General features: G+C 64.3%; 17 protein-coding genes. 11 read left to right on the top strand and 6 right to left on the bottom strand.

The annotated features are described in order from the left end of the window. The first annotated feature begins 122 nt into the window (after nucleotides 1-122). A complete protein-coding gene (locus B0G82_RS09880) occupies nucleotides 123-1364 on the top strand; it encodes a citrate/2-methylcitrate synthase (protein ID WP_121307267.1) in 1242 nt (413 codons plus the stop codon). A 37-nt stretch (nucleotides 1365-1401) separates the two neighbouring features. Here B0G82_RS09880 and B0G82_RS09875 read toward each other — a convergent pair whose 3' ends face one another. Next, nucleotides 1402-1707: a DUF2917 domain-containing protein gene (locus B0G82_RS09875; RefSeq protein ID WP_121307266.1), complete on the bottom strand. Its 306-nt coding sequence runs from the start codon at nucleotides 1705-1707 to the stop codon at nucleotides 1402-1404. A gap of 189 nt (nucleotides 1708-1896) precedes the next feature. Here B0G82_RS09875 and B0G82_RS09870 point away from each other — a divergent pair, with 189 nt between their 5' ends. The 3 genes from B0G82_RS09870 (at nucleotide 1897) to B0G82_RS09860 (ending at nucleotide 6376) form a co-directional block, all read left to right on the top strand. Continuing rightward, nucleotides 1897-3315, top strand: coding sequence for a PLP-dependent aminotransferase family protein (locus B0G82_RS09870; RefSeq protein WP_121307265.1), 1419 nt, complete (start codon nucleotides 1897-1899; stop codon nucleotides 3313-3315). 76 nt (nucleotides 3316-3391) lie between these two features. Next, entirely contained in the window at nucleotides 3392-4849 is a 1458-nt protein-coding gene (gene mdtD, locus B0G82_RS09865; protein ID WP_121307264.1) for a multidrug transporter subunit MdtD, read from the top strand. Nucleotides 4850-5101: 252 nt separating this feature from the next. Beyond that, a complete protein-coding gene (locus B0G82_RS09860; protein ID WP_116119633.1) occupies nucleotides 5102-6376 on the top strand; it encodes an EAL domain-containing protein in 1275 nt (424 codons plus the stop codon). Here B0G82_RS09860 and B0G82_RS09855 read toward each other — a convergent pair. Continuing rightward, nucleotides 6332-7318 (bottom strand): sigma-70 family RNA polymerase sigma factor, encoded by a 987-nt coding sequence (locus B0G82_RS09855; protein WP_116139366.1) that lies wholly within the window; start codon nucleotides 7316-7318, stop codon nucleotides 6332-6334. The genes B0G82_RS09860 and B0G82_RS09855 overlap by 45 nt on opposite strands. Nucleotides 7319-7616: 298 nt before the next feature. Between B0G82_RS09855 and clpP the strand changes: the two genes are divergently transcribed. Together clpP and B0G82_RS09845 are read left to right on the top strand one after the other, a co-directional pair. Beyond that, nucleotides 7617-8264: an ATP-dependent Clp endopeptidase proteolytic subunit ClpP gene (clpP, locus tag B0G82_RS09850; RefSeq protein WP_116139364.1), complete on the top strand. Its 648-nt coding sequence runs from the start codon at nucleotides 7617-7619 to the stop codon at nucleotides 8262-8264. Between the two features lie 244 nt (nucleotides 8265-8508). Beyond that, on the top strand, nucleotides 8509-9972 hold the full coding sequence (locus B0G82_RS09845; protein WP_116139362.1) for an NYN domain-containing protein: 1464 nt from the start codon (nucleotides 8509-8511) through the stop codon (nucleotides 9970-9972). 96 nt (nucleotides 9973-10068) lie between these two features. On the opposite strand, the gene B0G82_RS09840 is transcribed toward B0G82_RS09845, so the two are convergent. The 4 genes from B0G82_RS09840 to xseA form a co-directional block, all read right to left on the bottom strand. Then, nucleotides 10069-11871, bottom strand: a complete 1803-nt coding sequence (locus B0G82_RS09840; protein WP_116139360.1) for a pyrrolo-quinoline quinone — start codon at nucleotides 11869-11871, stop codon at nucleotides 10069-10071. A gap of 259 nt (nucleotides 11872-12130) precedes the next feature. Beyond that, nucleotides 12131-12706 carry a YMGG-like glycine zipper-containing protein gene (locus tag B0G82_RS09835; RefSeq protein ID WP_121307263.1) on the bottom strand — a complete coding sequence of 192 codons (576 nt, stop codon included), beginning with the start codon at nucleotides 12704-12706 and terminating at the stop codon, nucleotides 12131-12133. Between the two features lie 379 nt (nucleotides 12707-13085). Continuing rightward, nucleotides 13086-13664 carry a superoxide dismutase [Fe] gene (gene sodB / locus B0G82_RS09830; protein ID WP_106283446.1) on the bottom strand — a complete coding sequence of 193 codons (579 nt, stop codon included), beginning with the start codon at nucleotides 13662-13664 and terminating at the stop codon, nucleotides 13086-13088. Between the two features lie 218 nt (nucleotides 13665-13882). Next, on the bottom strand, nucleotides 13883-15262 hold the full coding sequence (gene xseA, locus B0G82_RS09825; RefSeq protein WP_121307262.1) for an exodeoxyribonuclease VII large subunit: 1380 nt from the start codon (nucleotides 15260-15262) through the stop codon (nucleotides 13883-13885). Between the two features lie 567 nt (nucleotides 15263-15829). Between xseA and lpxK the strand changes: the two genes are divergently transcribed. The 5 genes from lpxK (at nucleotide 15830) to B0G82_RS09800 (ending at nucleotide 19887) form a co-directional block, all read left to right on the top strand. After that, the gene (lpxK, locus tag B0G82_RS09820) at nucleotides 15830-16846 is read left to right on the top strand and encodes a tetraacyldisaccharide 4'-kinase (protein WP_106283448.1); all 1017 of its coding nucleotides are present in this window, start codon (nucleotides 15830-15832) and stop codon (nucleotides 16844-16846) included. Further along, nucleotides 16827-17030, top strand: a complete 204-nt coding sequence (locus B0G82_RS09815) for a Trm112 family protein (RefSeq protein WP_007180583.1) — start codon at nucleotides 16827-16829, stop codon at nucleotides 17028-17030. The genes lpxK and B0G82_RS09815 overlap by 20 nt, the downstream gene beginning before the upstream one ends. A 148-nt stretch (nucleotides 17031-17178) precedes the next feature. Continuing rightward, nucleotides 17179-17979 (top strand): 3-deoxy-manno-octulosonate cytidylyltransferase, encoded by an 801-nt coding sequence (gene kdsB, locus B0G82_RS09810; protein WP_121308645.1) that lies wholly within the window; start codon nucleotides 17179-17181, stop codon nucleotides 17977-17979. 208 nt (nucleotides 17980-18187) lie between these two features. Further along, a complete protein-coding gene (adk, locus tag B0G82_RS09805) occupies nucleotides 18188-18853 on the top strand; it encodes an adenylate kinase (RefSeq protein ID WP_116118169.1) in 666 nt (221 codons plus the stop codon). Nucleotides 18854-19128: 275 nt separating this feature from the next. Continuing rightward, nucleotides 19129-19887, top strand: coding sequence for a 3-hydroxyacyl-CoA dehydrogenase (locus B0G82_RS09800; RefSeq protein ID WP_116118170.1), 759 nt, complete (start codon nucleotides 19129-19131; stop codon nucleotides 19885-19887). Nucleotides 19888-19897 lie beyond the last annotated feature (10 nt).

The raw sequence follows: 19897 nt of genomic DNA, 5'->3' as shown, positions 1-19897 counted from the left end.
AAGCAGGAGGAAGTGAACCGAGTCTAGAATTTCACTCCACCGCAATCAATCTTGATTATGATAATCAATATATATTGATTTCTTCGGTTTCCGCCCTTTTCCATGCCGACTCATGCCGACTCATGCCAACCTCTAACGCCATGACCGCCGCTGAAGCCGCCGCTGCGCTCGGCATCAGCTTGCCCACGCTGTACGCTTATGTGAGCCGGGGCATGCTGAGCTCGTCGCCGGATGCGCAGGGCAAGCATCGTCTCTACGACGCCGGCGAAGTGCGGCGCCTCGCGCGCCGCAAGGAAGACGGCAAACGCGCGGGCAAGGTCGCGCAGAAGGTGCTTGACTGGGGCGTGCCTGTGCTCGAATCGTCCATCACGCTGGTCGCCGACGGACGCCTGCTATATCGCGGGCACGATGCGATGGACCTGGCGCAAAGCGCATCGCTCGAGGACGTCGCGGCGCTGCTGTGGGAATGCAGCCCACGGCGCATTACCGATGCGCCGGCCGTGCCGTTCGCCAATGCTCAATGGGCCGCGTGGCTCAAGCTGTGGGGCGACAGTACGCCGCTCGATCGCGCGCTCGTGCTGTTGCCGGCCGCAGCGGCGCAAATGCCGCGCGTGTGGGCACTCGGCCGCGAGGCGCAACTCGATACAGCCTGCGCCGTCATGCGGCTGCTGGCTGCCGCGATGATCTCGGCGGCGCCGTCGAACGAGCCGCTGCATCGGCAACTGGCTTTAGCGTGGCATGTGCGTAACCGCCAGCAGGCCGGCTTGCTGCGCGCGGCGCTGGTGGCCTGCGCGGACCATGAGTTGAATGCGTCCACCTTCACGGTGCGCTGCATCACGTCGACCGGCACGCATCTGTTCGGCGCGGTGGCAGGAGGTCTCGCGGCGTTGTCGGGTCCGCGGCATGGCGGCGAAACGGTGCGCATCGCCGCACTGCTCGAAGAAGCGTCGCGCGCGCCCGATCTCGACCGCTATCTGGCGAATCGGCTCGCGCGCGTCGAACATGGCGCGCACGGGCCGGTGCTATCGGGCTTCGGTCATCCGCTGTATCCGGACGGCGACCCGCGGGCGCGGTTGTTGTTCGCCATGCTCGCCGACTGCGCGCCGGCGCGTTCACCGTTGCCTGAAGTGCTTGGACTGGCGCGCACGGTGCGCGATACGACCGGCGCGGAGCCGACCGTGGACTTCGCGCTTGCCGCCATCGAGCGAGTGCTGGGGTTGCCGGCGGGCGCCGCGTTTACGCTGTTCGCGGTCGGCCGGGTGGTCGGCTGGATTGCGCACGCCATGGAACAGACGCGCGACGGCCGCCTGATCCGGCCGCGCGCGCGTTACATCGGGGAATATGAAGCTGCCGGGCCGAACTGAGACGCTACGGACCCAGCTTGAAAAGCCTGGCGATTCGTCAGGCCGCGCCGAGCCAGCGCGGCAGCCAGTTCAACACTGGCGAGCCTGAAATCGGCTTCGTTGCGGTGCGCTCGGAGCCGCTCGCCAGCGCAAAGCGCGCGCCGGCCCGACCCGCGCTGATCCACGCCACCGCGCGGCGCGGCAGTTCGATCGACTGGCCGGTCGCGAGCCAGTGATCCTCGCTGTCGCCCTCGATAGTCAGCCAGATCTCGCCCGAGATGACCTTGAAGATCGACGGACGCGCGACACGCCAGGCCGTCGCGGGCTCGTCATGTTCCAATTCGAAAATCCGGACTTCACGCATCGCTCTCTCCTTCAAAGAACTTTTCTCTTGTACCGATTATTGACGTGCGATGATCGGATACCCATGCACAGTTCCGAACACTTCTATCGGAACTGTTCAGTTGAAAAACCGGACAGTTGGCGCGCGCAGCCGGTTTGGTGGCGCAGAGCTCAGCCGTATCAGTCGGCGGTTCGGCGAAGGAAGATCCTCATGAAGCTTGAAATCCAACTCGATCGGGACAATGGCGTACCGCTGACCGAACAGATCGTCACCGGCGTCACGGCGTGGATCCGCTCGCGCATCGCCCACCCCGGCTCGAAGCTGCCGTCGATTCGCCAGTTTTCCGCCGACTACGGCGTGAGCCGCTTTCCGGTGATCGAGGCTTATGACCGGCTGGTGTCGCTCGGCTATGTCGACTCGCGCCACGGCTCCGGTTTCTATGTCGCCGATCGCCAGCCGGCGAGCACGCAGTGTCAGGGCTCCTCGGATCCCCGCCGCGCCGAGGACGAGTCGGACCATCTTTTGCAGCAGTTCAACCATCCGGGCGAAACGCTCAAGCTCGGCAGCGGCTTTGTCCCTGAAGCGTGGCGCGACGCGGACAGCATCGCGCAGGCAATCCGCCACGTCTCGCGGACCGATCTCGCGAGCATGGTCGATTACGCCACCCCGCTCGGCAACCTGACGTTGCGCGAGCATCTGCAAAGCCGCATCGGCCAGTTGGGGATTCAGGCTGACACGTCGCAGATTCTCATCACCAACGGCGCAAGCCAGGCGCTCGATCTGCTGATGCGCTACATGCTGAAGGCCGGCGACACGATCTTTGTCGAAGACCCCGGTTACTACAACCTGCACGGTCTGCTGAAGCTGCATGGCGTCAAACTGGTCGGCATTCCGCGCACACGCAACGGTCCCGATCTGGACGTGATGCAGGAGCAGTTGAAGTCGCATCGGCCCAAGCTGCTGTTCGTCAACACCGTGTTCCACAATCCGACGGGCACCAACGTGGCGCCGCCGGTGGCCTTCCGGCTGCTGCAGCTGGCGCGCGAGCACGGCTTCTCGATCATCGAAGACGACATCTACGCCGATTTTCAGACCGACCTCACCGATCGGCTCGCCACGCTCGACCAGCTCGAACACGTGATCTATGTGGGCGGACTGTCGAAGACGCTGTCGTCGTCGCTGCGGATTGGCTGTGTGGTCGCGAGCCACGCGATCATCAAGGATCTGGTCGACATCAAGATGCTGACGAGCATCGGCGGCTCGCGTTTTGCCGAAGCGGTCGCCGTGGCGATGCTGGAGCGCGGCGCGTATCGCAAGTATCTGGAGCGCCTGCGCCGGCGTATGCGCGACGCGCTCGGCTCGACCATTCAGACGCTCGAAGACGCGGGCTGGGAAATTTTCGACAAGCCCGCGGGCGGGAAATTCGTGTGGGCTCGCGTGCCGCATGTCAGCAATGCGGAACGGCTGGTGGAATGCGGCGTGCCGCTCGGGGTGACCGTCGTGCCGGGCAATCACTTCCGGCCGAATATGGAAATGAGTCCGTGGACCAGGATTCACATCGCATTCGGTAACGATCCGCGTGCGCAGGCATTCTTTCGCGCGGCGGCGGCGTTGCCGGCGTCGGACTGAGCGCTGAATGAGCGCCGGCACGCGCTTTTCCCTAGAATAGCGAGTCCCAGCGTCCCTGCGCGCCCAGCCGCCCTCCATGTTCACGCCGACTCCGCCCGCCGCCGCATCCAGTACGTCCAGTACACCTTCGCCCCGCTCGCTCACCGTGATGCTGTGGGTCGTCGCCACCGGCTTCTTCATGCAGACGCTCGACTCGACCATCGTCAACACCGCGCTCCCCGCGATGGCGACGAGCCTCGGCGAGTTGCCGTTGCGCATGCAATCAGTAGTGATCGCCTATTCGCTGACGATGGCCGTCATGATCCCGGTGTCCGGCTGGCTCGCCGACAAGCTCGGCACGCGCCGCGTCTTCTTCAGCGCGATCCTCGTGTTCGCGATCGCCTCGTTGCTGTGCGCGAACGCGCGCACGCTCAATCAACTGGTGGCCTTCCGCATCATGCAGGGCGTGGGCGGAGCAATGCTGCTGCCGGTCGGACGGCTCGCCGTGCTGCGCACCTTCCCGGCCGAGCGCTATTTGCCGGCGCTCTCGTTCGTGGCGATTCCGGGGCTCATCGGGCCGCTGATCGGCCCCACGCTCGGCGGCTGGCTCGTGAAGATCGCCTCATGGCACTGGATCTTTCTGATCAACGTGCCGGTCGGGATCGTCGGTTGCATTGCCACGTTCATCTTCATGCCGGATAGCCGCAACGAACACGTCGGCAAGTTCGATATGAAAGGCTATCTGCTGCTGGTCGTCGGCATGGTGGCGATCTCGTTCGCGCTCGACGGCCGTACCGAGTTCGGCATTCAGCACGCCACGGTGCTGGTGCTGCTGATCCTGAGCCTCGCCTGCTTTGTCGCCTACGGCTTGCATGCCGTGCGCGAGCCCGCGCCGATTTTCTCGCTCGACCTCTTCAAGATCCATACCTTCAGCGTCGGCCTGCTCGGCAATCTGTTCGCGCGGATCGGCAGCGGCGCGATGCCCTATCTGATTCCTCTGCTATTGCAGGTGAGTCTCGGCTATAGCGCCTTCGAAGCTGGCATGCTGATGCTGCCGGTAGCAGCGGCGGGCATGGCGTCCAAACGCCTCGTGACGAGCCTGATCATCAAGCACAGCTATCGGCGCGTACTGATCGTCAACACGGTGCTGGTCGGCCTGACCATGGCAAGCTTCGCGCTCACCACCGCGAACCAGCCGCTGTGGCTGCGCCTCGCGCAACTGGCGTTCTTTGGCGGCGTCAACTCGATCCAGTTCACCGCGATGAACACGCTGACGCTCAAGGACCTGGGCACCGGTGGCGCGAGCAGCGGCAACAGCCTGTTTTCGCTGGTCCAGATGCTGTCGATGAGTCTCGGCGTGACCGTGGCCGGCGCCCTGCTCGCCACCTTCACCGGCCTGCTGCCGCGCGTGACGGCCGCCAACTCGCTGCCCGCGTTTCACGCGACGTTCCTGTGTGTCGGGATCATCACGGCAGGCTCGTCGTGGATCTTCGCGCAACTGTCGCCGGACATCCGCACGCCCGCGAAGAAGACCGATCCGTCCGAACGAACCTGATGCGCGGCCGGCTGGCCGCCGGGGCCGCAGCCGACCCGCAACAGGGCGCGGGCCGCACCAGCAAAGTGCGGACCGTCGTCTTCACGCCCGTACTGGCGCACAATCGTCTTATCTGTGTGTGACCATCGGCCATGCGTGCTGTGTTTCTGCACGCGCATAGTTCTTGCTCGCGTATCCTGTAAACTCACATTTTGCGCGTGCGAACCAGTGCCGAGCATGCAGGCGCGCAGCCACCTCCACACGACTGACATGATGAGCATGATCGACCTCGATCCTCCCGGCTTCCAGCCTCCCCGCCCAATGGCCGGCGACGAAGGCTCCCGGCGCACCGTTCTGTACGGCGGCTACACCGTGTTCAGCGTGTTCCAGCCGGTCTTCTCCGTGTCGCACCGGCGCGCGATCGGCTATCACGCTTCGCTGCGCGCCCACGACGAACACGCGCTGCAAGTGCCGTCCCACGAGGTTTTCACGCAAGCCGCGCGACGCGGCGATCTGCTCGAACTCGGGCGGCTCGCCGAGTCGCTGCACCTGGGCAACTTCAACGCGTTCGACAGTCACGACGAATGGCTCTTCCTGAGCCTGCACCCTGCAGCGCTGATGGACACCAGTTACGGCGACGCGCTGCTCGCGGGCCTCAAGGCGCTCGGCCTGCCGCCGCAGCGTGTGGTGCTCGAAGTGTCCGAACAGGCAGGCGGTGAAACGACACGCTTTGCCGAGATCGTCGATGCGCTGCGCAAATCCGGCTTCCTGATCGCGCTCGACGGCTTCGGCGCGAAACATTCGAACATTGACCGCGTGTGGAATCTGCGGCCGGATATCGTCACGCTCGACCGCTGCATTCTCGCGCAAGCCAGCGAACATTCGCACATTGAACGCGTGCTGCCGGGCCTCGTCTCGCTGCTGCACGAATCCGGCCAACTGGTGCTGATGGGCGGCCTGAGCACCGAACGCGATGCGCTGATCGCCCTGGAATGCAACGTGGACTTCGTGCAAGGCGCGTTCTTCGCGGGCCCGAGCGTCGAGCCGGTCAAGCCGCAAGCGGCGGCCGGCTTGATGGACTCGCTTTCCGCGGCGCTGCGCGCGCGGGTCACCGCGCGTGAACACGCACAATCGGCACGGCTCGCACCGTATGTCACGGCGCTCGAAACGGCGGCCGCGCAACTGGTGGCCGGCGAGTCGGTAGCACAAGCCACCGCGCCGCTTCTAATGCTCGGCGAGACGGCACGTTGCTTCGTGCTCGACGGGTCGGGCCGGCAGATCGGCGACAACGTACTCCCGCCGGGGCGCGCCTCGCAACGCGCCAAGCGTTTCCGCCCGCTGCTGCATTCGGAAGGCGCTAGTTGGGAACGCCGGCCATACTTTATCCAGGCGATGCGTACGCCCGGCCAGGTGCATCTCACGCCGCCTTATCTGTCCATTAACGAAGCGCATCTGTGCGTGACCGCCTCGATCGCCGCGCACACACCGACGGGCACACAGGTGCTATGCGTGGACATCAACTGGGAAGTCGCGGCCCACCGCAACTGAGCTCATAGCGCGCTGCTGGATCCGCGCAAGCAGTTGCCTGACCGCCGCGCGGCCCAGCAGGCTGTTGGTGGCCTGCAGACGCGCCGCGCTCGTCACCACGCGCATGGAGACGATCTTCGTTGAGCCATCTCCCAGGCTGTTCGCGGACACGTCGAGCACCCCGACGACGTCGCCCTCGAAGAGCAGCGCAATACACAATGTGCCCGCCACCGACACTGTCTCCGCGTTGCTCGCTTGCTCCACGAGCGACGTGACCGTGTCCATCCACCCTGCCACCGCCGGTTCGCACGTGCTCACCGCTGCGCACACCGGCGCGTCGCTGACCACTTCCGGCGCGTCACTGAAGAGCTGCAATAGACCGAGTCGATCCTGTGCCTCCAGCGCCGTGCGCAAGCGCTCCACGATCCGCGCGTGCGCTGCGGGATCCGGCGGCTCGATCGGCGCGCCCGCGCGCTGCACGCGCGCCTTGGCGCGATGGACGATCTGGCGGCACGTCGCCGGCGTTCGTTCGAGTATCGCGGCGATTTCCGCGTAGTCACAATCAAAGGCTTCGTGCAGCACGAACGCGGCCCGTTCGTCGGGCTTCAGGCGCTCGAGCAGCAACATCACGCCATAGGACATCTCTGCCGCGCGCAAGGCCAGTTCTTCCGCCGACGGCGCCACCTCGTCGAGCCACAACTCCGGCAACCAGCCGTCGGCTTGGGACGCGCGTTCGCGCTGCACGCGCCGCAGCCTGTCGATCGCCACACGCGTGGTGATTGTGGTGAGCCAGGCGGCGGGTACTTGCACCTCCTGCGTTTCCGCGAGGTGCCATTTCAACGCCACATCTTGCACCACGTCTTCCGCTTCGGCGCGGCTGCCGAGCATGCGGTACGCCAGCGCAAGCAGGCGAGCGCGCGCGGCCTCGAAACTGGATGCCTTGTCGATTCCTTGTTCCGTCATATGCAGACCTCCAGATCGTGCGTCGTGAAAAGCGCGGCGCCCTGCCTGCGAAGTGAACCGGGCGCGCGCCGACATCCTGCCTCATTTTGTCTTGACGTCTGGCCATCCAACGATGTGACAGCCTCGCGAAAAAATATTTCTGTCACGTCGCGCTGCGTCGCATCGTCATACGGACAACAACCCACGCAAAGAATGCGCAGGTTCCGGATCGGCGGAGGCACAGCCTGGAGGCTTCGTGCCATGAAGCCATGCGCTCCCCACACCCCGCGGTCACCCACGCCGCATACACGAGGTCAATATGCATTCCAGCTACCCAACCATTACCGGCCTCGGCCTCGTGCCCACGGTGATCGAGCAGTCCGGCCGCGGCGAGCGCGCCTACGACATCTATTCGCGCTTGCTGCGTGAACGCATCGTGTTTCTGGTCGGGCCCGTGAACGAGCAATCGGCCAGTCTGATCGTGGCGCAGCTGCTGTTTCTGGAGTCCGAGAACCCTGACAAGGATATTTCTTTTTACATCAATTCGCCGGGCGGTTCGGTGTACGACGGCCTCGCGATCTACGACACCATGCAGTTCATCAAACCGGAGGTATCGACCTTGTGCACCGGCTTCGCCGCCAGCATGGGCACCTTTCTGCTGACCGCCGGCCAACGCGGCAAGCGGTATGCGCTGCCCAACGCGCGCATCATGATTCACCAGCCGTCGGGCGGCAGCCAGGGCACGGCGGCGGACGTCGAAATTCAGGCGAAGGAAGTGCTCTATTTGCGCGAGCGCCTGAATGCCATGATGGCGGAGCGCACCGGGCGCAGCATCGAGGAAATCGCCCGCGACACCGACCGCGACAACTTCATGTCAGCACAGTCCGCGAAGACATATGGTCTCGTCGACGAGGTGCTGGAAACACGCGCTGCGCTGAACGTCGCGTCGTATCACATGGATAGGTAGCGCGGTGGCCTGCGTGGTGAATGCATTGCTAACCAACGCCGTAGGGCCGCGATCCTGAAACTATTCAGACACAACGTCGACTGGCCTGCAAAAACCTTGGAGAACGTCACAAGAAGCGCGCGTCGTCGCGAGTTCATGCCGTGCGCGTCGGTGCGCGCGCAACACAAAAGCTGATCACCTCCGCTGGAATCGCTATCATGGTCGCGATTCGTCGAATTCGACGATCGTTTCAAGGGAGAAAACCATGGCGTCATCCAACGAAACCGTCAGCATGGCGCTATTCTGCGACTTCGAAAACGTCGCGCTCGGCGTGCGCGACGCGAAGTACGACAAGTTCGATATCAAGCTGGTGCTCGAACGTCTGCTGCTCAAGGGCAGCATTGTCGTGAAGAAAGCGTATTGCGACTGGGATCGCTACAAGAGTTTCAAAGGTGCGATGCACGAGGCCAATTTCGAATTGATCGAGATTCCCCACGTGCGCCAATCGGGCAAGAATTCCGCCGACATCCGGCTCGTGGTCGACGCGCTCGACCTCTGCTACACGAAATCGCACGTCAACACGTTCGTGATCATCAGCGGCGACTCGGATTTTTCGCCGCTGGTGTCAAAGCTGCGTGAAAACGCGAAGCAGGTGATCGGCGTCGGCGTGCAGCAATCCACCTCCGATCTGCTGGTCGCGAACTGCGACGAGTTCTTCTTCTACGACGACCTGGTGCGCGAGAGTCAGCGTACGGTCGCCAAGCGCGAGTCGTCGCGCCCGCAACAGTCCGCCCAGCCGGCGACCAAACGCGCGCCCGACGAGGAGAAGACCCGCAACAAGGAAGACCTCGAAAAACGCCGCACCAAGGCGGTCGAGATCGCGGTGCAAACGTTCGACGCACTCGCCTCCGAACGCGGCGACAGCGGCAAGATCTGGGCGTCGGTGCTAAAGAACGCGATCAAGCGCCGCAAGCCGGATTTCAACGAGACGTACTACGGCTTCCGCGCTTTCGGCAATCTGCTCGAAGAAGCGCATGCGCGCGGGCTGCTCGAGTTCGGCCGTGACGAGAAGTCGGGTGCCTATGTGTATCGGAGCACGGCTGCGAATGTGGCCGGCGACAACACGGGCGAAACTGCTGAAATCGTGGAGTCGGCGGAACAGTTGTATGAGGCGCAGGTCGCCGAAACGGTAATCGCCGAGTCCGGCGGTAAGCACGAGTCCCGCCGTCGCGGGCGAGGCAATCGCAAAGCAGGACGCGGCCAACAGGAGGCTGTTCAAGACGAGCGCACGACCGTCGAACACGGCGGCAGCAGTCGGCCCCGACCGGACGATGTGCTCGCGCAAACGCCGGAAAATGCCGAGTTCATTTTTGAGCCGCCGGAAACGCCTTGGGCAGAGCCGGAAGCGCCATGGGCGGCGCGGGAAACCGTGACGGCCGAAGAACTGGACGGCTCCGGGAGCCCGGCGGACGAGCGTGATACAAGCGCCAAGCAGCCCAAGCGTCGCAATGAACGCGCGCCACGCAAGACCGCTGCGAAGAAAGCGAAGAAGACCGCGCCGCGAAGCATCGACGACATTCCGGAAATCGCCGCGCCTGCTGAAGCGCCGGCAGCGACTGCCACAGCCACAGCGGAAGAAACGCCCGCGCCGGCAAAAAAGGCCGCGCGCAAAACCGCGGCGCGCAGTCGTCGTCCGCGTAAGACGGCCGCGACGAGCGACGCGGAGTGAGGGTGATTCATTCGGCGTGACATGTAGCGGTGCCGAGGCGGGTGCCGCTACGCAGGCTCAGCGGCAGAGACAGCAAGCCTTCGCGCTCCTTTCCGCTCACAACAATCCGAACACTGCCACGCCGTTAGTCGCGCCGACATATACCTTGCCGCGCGCGATCATCGGCGTGATGAATTTGTTGCCCGCGCCCCATTGATCACGCGTGCCGGCCTGGTTGCTGTTGTACAACTCGACAGCAAGATTGCCCGCGTTATAGGCATGCAAAGCGCCGGTCGTGCCGTTTTCCGCCGCCCAGACTATGCCATTGCTCGCGCCGTTCGCCGATACGGCTGGCGTCGCCCCCGGATACGGGAACGTCGTCGGGCTCCTTGATGCAGCTGTCGTCGCGAGAAACGCGCCCGAGACCGGCAATGCTTTCAGGTTGTCGTTCAGGCCGCCGTAATAGACCACGCCATTGTAGTAAGCGGGCGATCCCCAGATGCCACCGGCCAGCGTACCGATCAACTCCTGCCAGATATTGTTCGACGTCGGGTTGAATTTGCCCATTGAATCGCGATCGACGACGTAGATGTGGTTGTCCTTGCCGGCCGCCACCGCCAGATGCTTGACGACGCCACTTGCCGTGGTCTGATCCGGCAGGACCATCGCGCCACCCGAGCCGAAATCGTTGTCGGTGGCCGCTTGCGTGACGACATCTGACATCGCGAAATAGTCGGTGACCTGCAGATTGCCCAACGAGAGCTTCATCATCGAGTCGCCGAAGTCGCCGTCGACCGGAAAACCCGCCGCGTTCAGCGTGGTGCCGAATGTGCCGTTGCCGTCTACGACGTAGAGCGACGTGCCGTCCGACGCCATGCCCGAGCCGGCCATCCAGATCGAGCCCTGACTGCCGTTCGGCGTAATGTTGAGCACGCTGGTCTGTTTCAGCGTGCCGGCGCTATACGCCATCATCCAGCCGGTGTACGAACCCCCCATGCAGTGCGCGGTCCACCCCATGTAGATGTTGCCGCCGACCAGCGTGAGTGCCGCGCGCTCCGTATGCAGCGACGGGTTGAAGGTAATCACGCCGTTCACGCTGCCCGCGCCGTTGCCCGGATAAGTCGCTGCGATTTCCGTCGGGCCGCCGAGCACTTCGGCGCCGGTGGCCAGATCGAGCGCGTGCAGCCTGTGATGGTAGCCGCCGCCGCTGTCCTTCGTCATGGCCACGGCGTACAGTACGCCATTCGTGCCGCGACTGCGGTCGATGACCGGCGTCGATGTAATGCCGATCTCGGGGGTGATGTCCGGGCATCCGTGGTCGTCGCTGGGCGTTTCACCGCTGCCGATCAACGAGACCTTCCACAGTTGCGCGAAAGAGGCAGCGTCGTACGCGTAGACGCTATCGTGTTCGGTGACCACGTACACCACGTCGTGCGCCGTGCCGCCGATCGACAGACTGGTGACGAAGAGCGGCTGCCCGTCGACCTTGCCGTCCGCGGCAAGAAACGCAACTTTGCCGAAGCTCGCCGAATTGACGTTCGCCGGCGTGAGCGTGGTCTCGGCGAGCATCTGACCAGTGCGCCCGATATCGTTGTGATGCATGAGGACGTCGGTGGCGTAGGCCGTCACCGCTGCCGGCGTGCTGCCGGTGCCGGTTGTTCCAGTGCCGGCGCCATTGGTCGAGCCGGTGCCCGAACCTGTACCGCTGCTCCCTGTGCTACCCGAACCTGAATCCGAGCCGCCCGATGTGCCACTTCCGCTTCCGCTCGCCGACCCGGAGCCCACACCGGATGTCCCGCCAGAACCACCGCCCCCACACGACGCGAAACAGGAGGCGACGGCGATCAGCGCCACTATCGTGCCCCGACGGGTCCACGCGCCCAGCCCGGAGGTCTCAACGCCAGCTTGCGAGATTCGCATGATCGCCTCGTCTCCTGAACGGCGCGACGGTCGGCTGCGCACAACGACGGGTGCGCGCCGTGACTCAGTCGCGAGCCGCAAGAGAAGAGTCCGCCACGCGCGGCTCCCGCTCGCTGAATACATCCATCGCACTTACGGCTGATTAACCGTACGCCGTTTGCAAAGGCGTTTATCGCCATCGTGTCGCCTCTCTCCGCCATCCGAGGCAATAGATAACGGCGACGCGATTCAGCGGATGAGTGTGCCCGGCGGAATTCGATCAGTAGTACGGATAGGGGGAATACATTACCGGCGGCGGCCCGTAGTAACGCGGCGGCGGCGCAACATATACCGGTTGCGGCGCGTACACAGGCTGCGGCACGTAGACCGGCACTTGCGGTTGCGAAATCGTATTGCCCTTGGACGTCATGCACTGCGCGTATGCCGCGTCGTACTGCGCCTGAAGGCCGCCGCCGGCATACTGCGCGCCGTTCGCGCCGGCAGCGCCGCCGACCAGCAAGCCGCTGCCCGCGCCAATCGCCGCACCCGCGCCGGCATTGCCCGCCGCCGCGCCGATGAGCGCACCGACAGCGGCACCGCCGAGCGTGCCAATAGCCGCGCTGTTGACGCTGTTCGTGGTCGCGGCCTGCGAGGCGCCGGTCGCGTTGGTCGAGCGATACGCGTAGTCGCGACAGGTGTAGTCGTCCTGCTGGAACTGATCGAGCGGCTCGCCGCTGCGCGGCAGCGCGACGATGGAAGGACCACTCGGCGGCGCCACCGCGCAACCGCCAAGGAGCGCGAGCGCGACCGCTGCCACAGGCAGTGCGACGCGTATCGATTTAGGACTTGAGATCATGGTGGCGCACGTTTCTTCATAGGGAAACCATACGTTAGGCCAATTTACGCGTGCTTTGTTTACGAGATAGTTACCGTATTTTTTCCGCCGCCATCCGGACGCGGCGTCGGCAGGCTGAATGCCAATTGGAAGGTCTGGCGCCGTTACGAACTGTGACAAGATTCAGGCGGCGTGTCGTGTGAAAAGCAATCCTATGCATCTCTGGCGCGGGCCGAGACAGGGCGCTTCGACGCATCTGTGCGCGCCAGCAAGCCAAGCCAGAAAAAAGAAAGCCCTCGCATGCGAGGGCTTTCTTCCTGCAACTTCCTGGGAGCCTGACGCTCAACGCCGTGACCGGATCATCCCGCCAGCAGCGCTGCCTTCAAACTCACCGGCAAACTCACGCGAAGTTCTTCGACGCGAATGCCCAGTTGACGATGTTCCAATACGCTTCGACGAACTTCGGACGCGCATTGCGATAGTCGATGTAGTAGGCGTGTTCCCACACGTCGATCGTCAGCAGTGCCTTCGCGTCCGTGGTCAGCGGCGTTGCGGCGTTGCTCGTCGAGACCAGGTCGAGCGAGCCGTCGGCCTTCTTCACGAGCCATGCCCAGCCCGAGCCGAACGTGCCGACTGCGGTCTTGGCGAACTCTTCCTTGAACTTGTCGAACGAACCCCACTTGGCGTTGATCGCGTCAGCGAGCGCGCCGGTCGGCGCACCGCCACCTTGCGGCGACAGGCTGTTCCAGAAGAACGTGTGATTCCACACTTGAGCTGCGTTGTTGAACACGCCGCCCGACGCCTTCTTGACGATTTCTTCAAGCGACAGGTTCTCGAACTCCGTGCCCTTGATCAGATTGTTCAGGTTGGTGACATAGGTCTGGTGATGCTTGCCGTAGTGATATTCGAGCGTCTCTTCCGACATGTGCGGAACGAGTGCGTTTTTCGCGAACGGCAGCGGCGGGAGCGTATGTTCCATGATCTTTCCTTCTGTCTGTATCTGTTGTGGGGGAGTCTGCGGATAACGCTTTTGAGCACTCGATTGTAGGCGAGTTGGAATAACCCCGCAAACCAACGGACTTTATGCCCGGCATCGGCGAACATGCCGCATTCACAGCGCAATTAGTGCTGGCGCACACCGTGTGCCCGACACTCGCGACGGTCAAAAGTACGGTTGCGGATGCCGTCGGCGAAGTGTCAGAAACCGTCGGTCAGGCGTGGTTGCACATCGGCCAGCGCGATGTCCGCGGCGCCTTCCGCGAGATGCACCGTGAGACGCCGTCCCGGCTTCAGCGACGACGGCGCGCGCACTGCTCGCCCGCTCTGCGCATCGAGCACGGCAGCGTATCCACGCTCGAGCGTACGCTGCGGACTCAGCACTTCGAGACGCGCGGCGAGCGTGTCGATGCGTGCTGTTTGACGTTCATGCTGGCGCAACAAAGCCGCGTTCAGACGTTGCGAAAGATTGCCGAGTTTTGCCTGATGCCCGGCGAGATCGGGACGCCAACGCTGCCAGCGCATCTGCAGCAGCGAAAACCGCGCTCGTGCATCGCGCACCGGACGCGCGCCCGCCGACGCGAGCCGCACGCTCAATTGCTGCACATGCGTGCGTTGCCGCGCGAGCCGCTCGGCGGGCGACACCAGCCGGCGCGCGAGCCAGTCGAGTTGCTGGGCACGCCGCTCCATCATGCGGCCGAAACCGCGCGCGAGCGTCGCGTGACGATGGTCGAGTTCGCGCAAGAGCAGCACGCGCTGCGGACTGACGAGTTCGGCGGCGCCGGTCGGCGTCGGTGCGCGTACGTCCGCGGCGAAGTCGGCGATGGTGAAATCGGTTTCGTGGCCCACGCCGCTCACCACGGGAATCGCGCTTTCCGCGATCGCGCGCGCCAGCACTTCCTCGTTGAACGCCCACAAGTCTTCGATCGAGCCGCCGCCGCGGCACACGATCAGCACGTCGACCTCGCGCCGTGCGTTGGCGGCGTCGACCATTGCCGCCAGCTTGCTACTCACGCCGACGCCCTGCACCGGTGCCGGATAGACGATCACCGGAATGTGCGGCGCGCGCCGCGACAGCGTGGTCAGGACGTCGCGCAACGCCGCGGCCTGCAACGACGTGACGATCCCAATCGAACGCGGATGCGACGGCAGCGCGCGTTTGCGTTCAGCGGCAAAAAGACCTTCAGCTTCGAGTTGCGCTTTCAGCCGGAGGAACGCTTCGTAGAGACGCCCCTGGCCGGTGCGCCGCACCGCTTCCACGTTCAACTGCAGTTCGCCGCGCGGCTCGTACATCGTCACCAGCGCGCGCACTTCGATGCGGTCGCCCTCGCGCGGCGTGAATTCGGCGTATTGCGCCCGCCCTCGAAACATCACGCAGCGCATCTGCGCCTGCGCGTCCTTGATCGAGAAATACCAATGGCCGCTCGCGGCGCGCGTAAAGTTCGACACTTCGCCGGCAACCCAGACGAGGGGAAACGAACGTTCCAGCATCGTGCCGATCGCGCGATTGAGTGCAGAAACGGGAACGACGACTTCACCGCCGGGCGTCGCCGACGAGGAAAAAGGGCTTTCGGGATTCATGCGAGGAATAAGTGTGGCTGGCCGGACAGACGATAGACCGACCGGCCATCCGAGTCCAGCGCGGCGCTCGAATTGTTAAAAGTGTCCACATGGCGGGACCGGCCAGACAGATCCCGCCAGATCGCCCGCCCGGCCGCATGAATTGTAGGCATGTCGTTGATTTATATGGCCTTTGCATCTCATTAAAGAGAATGATTGCCGATACCGGGCGCATGGAACGGCCCTTTGCGCCCGTGGGACGGCAGGTTCTCCACAAAGTTATCCACAGGCTGGGAGCCGCGCTGGAAGCGCTACTTCGTCGCGCGGCGCGCGGTGCGCGACTTGCCGGGCGGGACGCCGGCGCGCTAGAGTGGCGGGCTCGACGGCATGCCGAACGCGCCGCGGCGCCCAGCATTGCGGCACACTGCGTAAGTCGGCCGCCATGCCAAGCAGATTCATTTTTCACCTCACTTTCATAGTCCGGAGAACCGCGTTGATGCTTGCCCCGCGTATTGCGCCTAGCTCCTTCACGCCGCCGTCCGGCTGCCTTTGTCCGAACGGCGCGCCGGTTGTTTGCGCGACGTGCCCGTGAGCGGCGTCAGCGACCGTCTCGAGGCACGCCTTGCGCGCGAATGGCAGCAGCGTGGGCCGCTTGCCTGGGCGCTGTCGCCGCTCGCCTGCGTGTTCGGCGCAATTGCCGCCGCGCGCCGCGCCGCCTTTTCGTTCGGCTGGTTGAAATCGGTGCGCATCGGGGTGCCCGTGGTGGTGGTCGGTAATGTGACCGTCGGCGGGACAGGGAAGACGCCGACCGTGATCGCGCTGGTCGAAGCGTTACGCGCCGCGGGCTTCAAACCCGGCGTGGTGTCGCGCGGCTACGGTGCGCGCGTGAAATCGCCGACGCGGGTCACGCCGACCTCGGCCGCAAGCGTCGGCGGCGACGAACCGCTTCTGATTGCGCGCCGCACCGGCGCGCCGGTGTGGGTCTGTCCGGATCGCGTGGCGGCTGCGCAGGCGCTGTGCGCCGCGCACCGCGAAGTCGACGTGATCGTGAGCGACGACGGCTTGCAGCACTACCGGCTCGAACGCGACGCCGAACTGGTCGTGTTCGATCACCGGCTCGGCGGCAACGGTTTCCTGCTGCCGGCCGGACCGCTGCGCGAGCCGCTGTCGCGACGCCGCGACGCCACGCTCATCAACGATCCGTACGCACGCACGCTGCCGGCCTGGCCGAATACCTTCGCGCTGCAACTCGCACCCGCCGACGCGTGGCATCTGGACAATCCCGCGTTGCGCCGTCCGCTCGCGCAATTCAGCGGCGATCGCGTGCTGGCCGCGGCCGGCATCGGCGCGCCGGAGCGTTTTTTCGCGACGTTGCGCGCCGCCGGCCTCACGCCCGCCACGCGCGCCTTGCCGGATCACTACGCGTTCGAGCGCAATCCTTTTACCGACGTGGACGCCGACGCCATCCTGATAACGGAAAAGGATGCGGTAAAATTGGGGTCCTGGCACGACGCGCGCATCTGGGTTGTCCCGGTCGAAGCCGCGCTCGATCATCGCCTCATTGCACTAGTTGTGGAGAAAGTTCGTGGACGCTCGCCTGCTTGAAATTCTCGTTTGCCCGATCTGTAAGGGCCCGCTCAGCTACGATCGCGCCGCGCAGGAGCTGATCTGCAACGCGGACAAGCTGGCCTATCCGATTCGCGACGGCATTCCCGTCATGCTGGTCGACGAAGCGCGGCAGACGGTGGAAGGCACACCGGTGGATCTGAATCCGGGCTCCGTGGCCTGAGCCTCGCCGCCCTCGCACGCGGCGGCAGTGTTAAGGCGTGCCCCGTGCCGCGATCTACTTTCGTCGTTTTGCCTGTCCACAGCCGCGCTGCATGCGCGGCCGCTTTCTTCCGGCTTCATCACCGCCCGTCTTTGTGCCCGCCCTGCCGATGACCCACGCCAACACCGCCACTCCCCCGTTCATCGCCGTCGTGCCGGCGCGACTTGCCTCGACGCGTCTGCCCAACAAGCCGCTCGCGGACATCGGCGGCAAGCCGATGGTGGTGCGGGTCGCCGAACGCGCGCGCGAATCGGGCGCGCAGCAGGTGCTGATCGCCTCGGACGCGCAAGCGGTGCTCGACGCCGCCCGCGAGCACGGCTTCGAAGCGGTACTCACACGCGCGGACCATCCGTCCGGCACGGACCGTCTCGCGGAAGTCGCGGCGCAATTCGGCTGGAACGACGACACGATCGTGGTCAACGTGCAGGGCGACGAACCGCTGATCGATCCGGCGCTCGTGTGCGGCGTTGCGTCGCACCTTGCAGCGAACCACGACTGCGCGATCGCCACCGCCGCGCACCCGATCACCGAGCCCGCGGAAATTTTCAACCCGAACGTCGTCAAGGTTGTACTCGACGCGCGCGGCGTCGCGCTGTATTTCTCACGCGCGCCGATTCCCTGGGCACGCGACGCCTACCAGCCGCACTGGCCGAATGTCGCGTCGATGCCTGCGCCGCCCGCGCCCGCGGTGGTTCATCGGCATATCGGGCTGTACGCCTATCGCGCGCAATTCCTGCGCACGTACCCCAGCCTCGCGATTTCGCCGATCGAACAGGTCGAAGCGCTCGAACAACTGCGCGCGATGTGGCATGGCGAACGGATCGCGGTGCTCGTTACGCACGACGTGCCGCTGCCTGGTGTCGACACACCCGCTGATCTCGCGCGCGTGCAGGCCTTATTCGGGTCTTGAGCGTAAAAACCCATGGCATAATCGGACGGTTGTGCGCGCCTCCCGCTACAAGCGAGAGTCAGGGTTTGCCCGGTCGCGCCGTTACCGTCTTGCAGCGCCGTCGTCGACGTGCAGCGCGAGACCAAACGGCAGCCGATGCGGGTCCTTCGACTTTTCGTGGGATGTCCGCAGCGCCACCCAAGAATTCACATAGATCTGGAGATATCACATGCGTTTGATCCTTTTGGGTGCACCCGGCGCGGGTAAGGGCACTCAGGCAAACTTCATCAAGGAAAAATTCGGCATTCCGCAGATTTCCACCGGCGACATGCTGCGCGCGGCCGTCAAGGCCGGCACGCCGCTCGGCCTCGAAGCGAAGCGCTTCATGGATGCCGGCGAACTGGTCACGGACGAACTCATCATCAATCTGGTGAAAGAGCGTTTGCAGCAGCCGGACTGTGCGAACGGCTATCTGTTCGACGGTTTTCCGCGCACCATTCCGCAAGCTGAAGCCATGAAGCAGGCCGGCGTTCCGATCGACTACGTGCTGGAGATCGACGTGCCGTTCGACGAGATCATCGTGCGCATGAGCGGCCGCCGCTCGCACGCGGCGTCCGGCCGTACGTATCACGTCAAGTTCAATCCGCCAAAGGTGGAAGGCGTGGACGACGTGACCGGCGAACCCCTGATCCAGCGCGACGACGACAAGGAAGAAACCGTCAAGAAGCGTCTGGAAGTGTACGAGGCGCAAACCAAGCCACTGATCGAGTACTACAACAACTGGGCGAAGAACGGCGATTCGTCGACTCCGTTGGCCGCGCCGCAGTATCGGCGCATTTCCGGCCTCGGCAGCGTCGACGAAATTCGTGACCGCGCGTTCGAGGCGTTGAAGTAAGCTCGTTTCCGTTTGTGTTCGCTTCAGGAAAGACCCGCCCTTGCCGGCGGGTTTTTTTATGCAACGGATGGTTCGGGTGCAGCGAACGATTTCTCCGCGCCCAAGCCTGATATTAATTAGCCATCCGTATCGTTTCGCTTAGCCCGCATGCCGCCGACGGCACTTGAATCAGCCGCCTGCCCGCTTCGCTTTCCGCATTGCAGCATAGCCGTTACAATCGTTTATCGAAAAGATATTCGATCTCGACATTACTGAACCGTAGCAAAGGAGAAGACATGGAGATTCGCGACAACGTTTTCCTGATCACCGGCGGTGCATCGGGACTGGGCGCAGCCACGGCGCGCCTGTTCGTCGAAAACGGCGGCAAGGTGGTGCTCGCCGACCTGAATGTGGATGCGGGCGAGGCGCTCGCCAAGGAACTCGGCGGTGTGTTCGTCAAATGCGACGTGAGCCGCGAAGACGACGCCACCCAGGCCGTCGAAGCCGCCACCAGGCTCGGTACGTTGCGCGGCCTCGTTAATTGCGCAGGCGTCGCGCCGGCCGTCAAAACAGTCGGCAAGGACGGTCCCCATCCGCTCGACGCGTTCGCGCGCACCATCTCGATCAATCTGATCGGCACCTTCAACATGGTCCGGCTCGCCGCCGCGGCCATGTCGAAGAACGAGCCGAACGCGAATGGCGAGCGCGGCGTGATCATCAACACGGCGTCGGTCGCCGCGTTTGACGGCCAGATCGGCCAGGCGGCTTATGCGGCATCCAAGGCCGGCGTGGCCGGCATGACGCTGCCTATCGCACGCGACCTGTCGCGCAACGCGATCCGCGTGATGACGATCGCACCGGGCATTTTCGAAACGCCCATGCTGCTCGGCATGCCGCAGGAAGTGCAGGACGCGCTCGGCGCGATGGTGCCGTTCCCGCCGCGCCTCGGCAAGCCGGCCGAGTACGCGATGCTGGCCAAGCAGATCTTCGACAATCCGATGCTCAACGGCGAAGTGATTCGACTGGACGGCGCGATCCGGATGCAGCCGAAGTAAGCTGACATGC

It is taken from the genome of Paraburkholderia sp. BL17N1, assembly GCF_003634175.1.
GTDB lineage: Bacteria > Pseudomonadota > Gammaproteobacteria > Burkholderiales > Burkholderiaceae > Paraburkholderia.
This window is presented reverse-complemented; position numbering and strand designations above follow the sequence as displayed.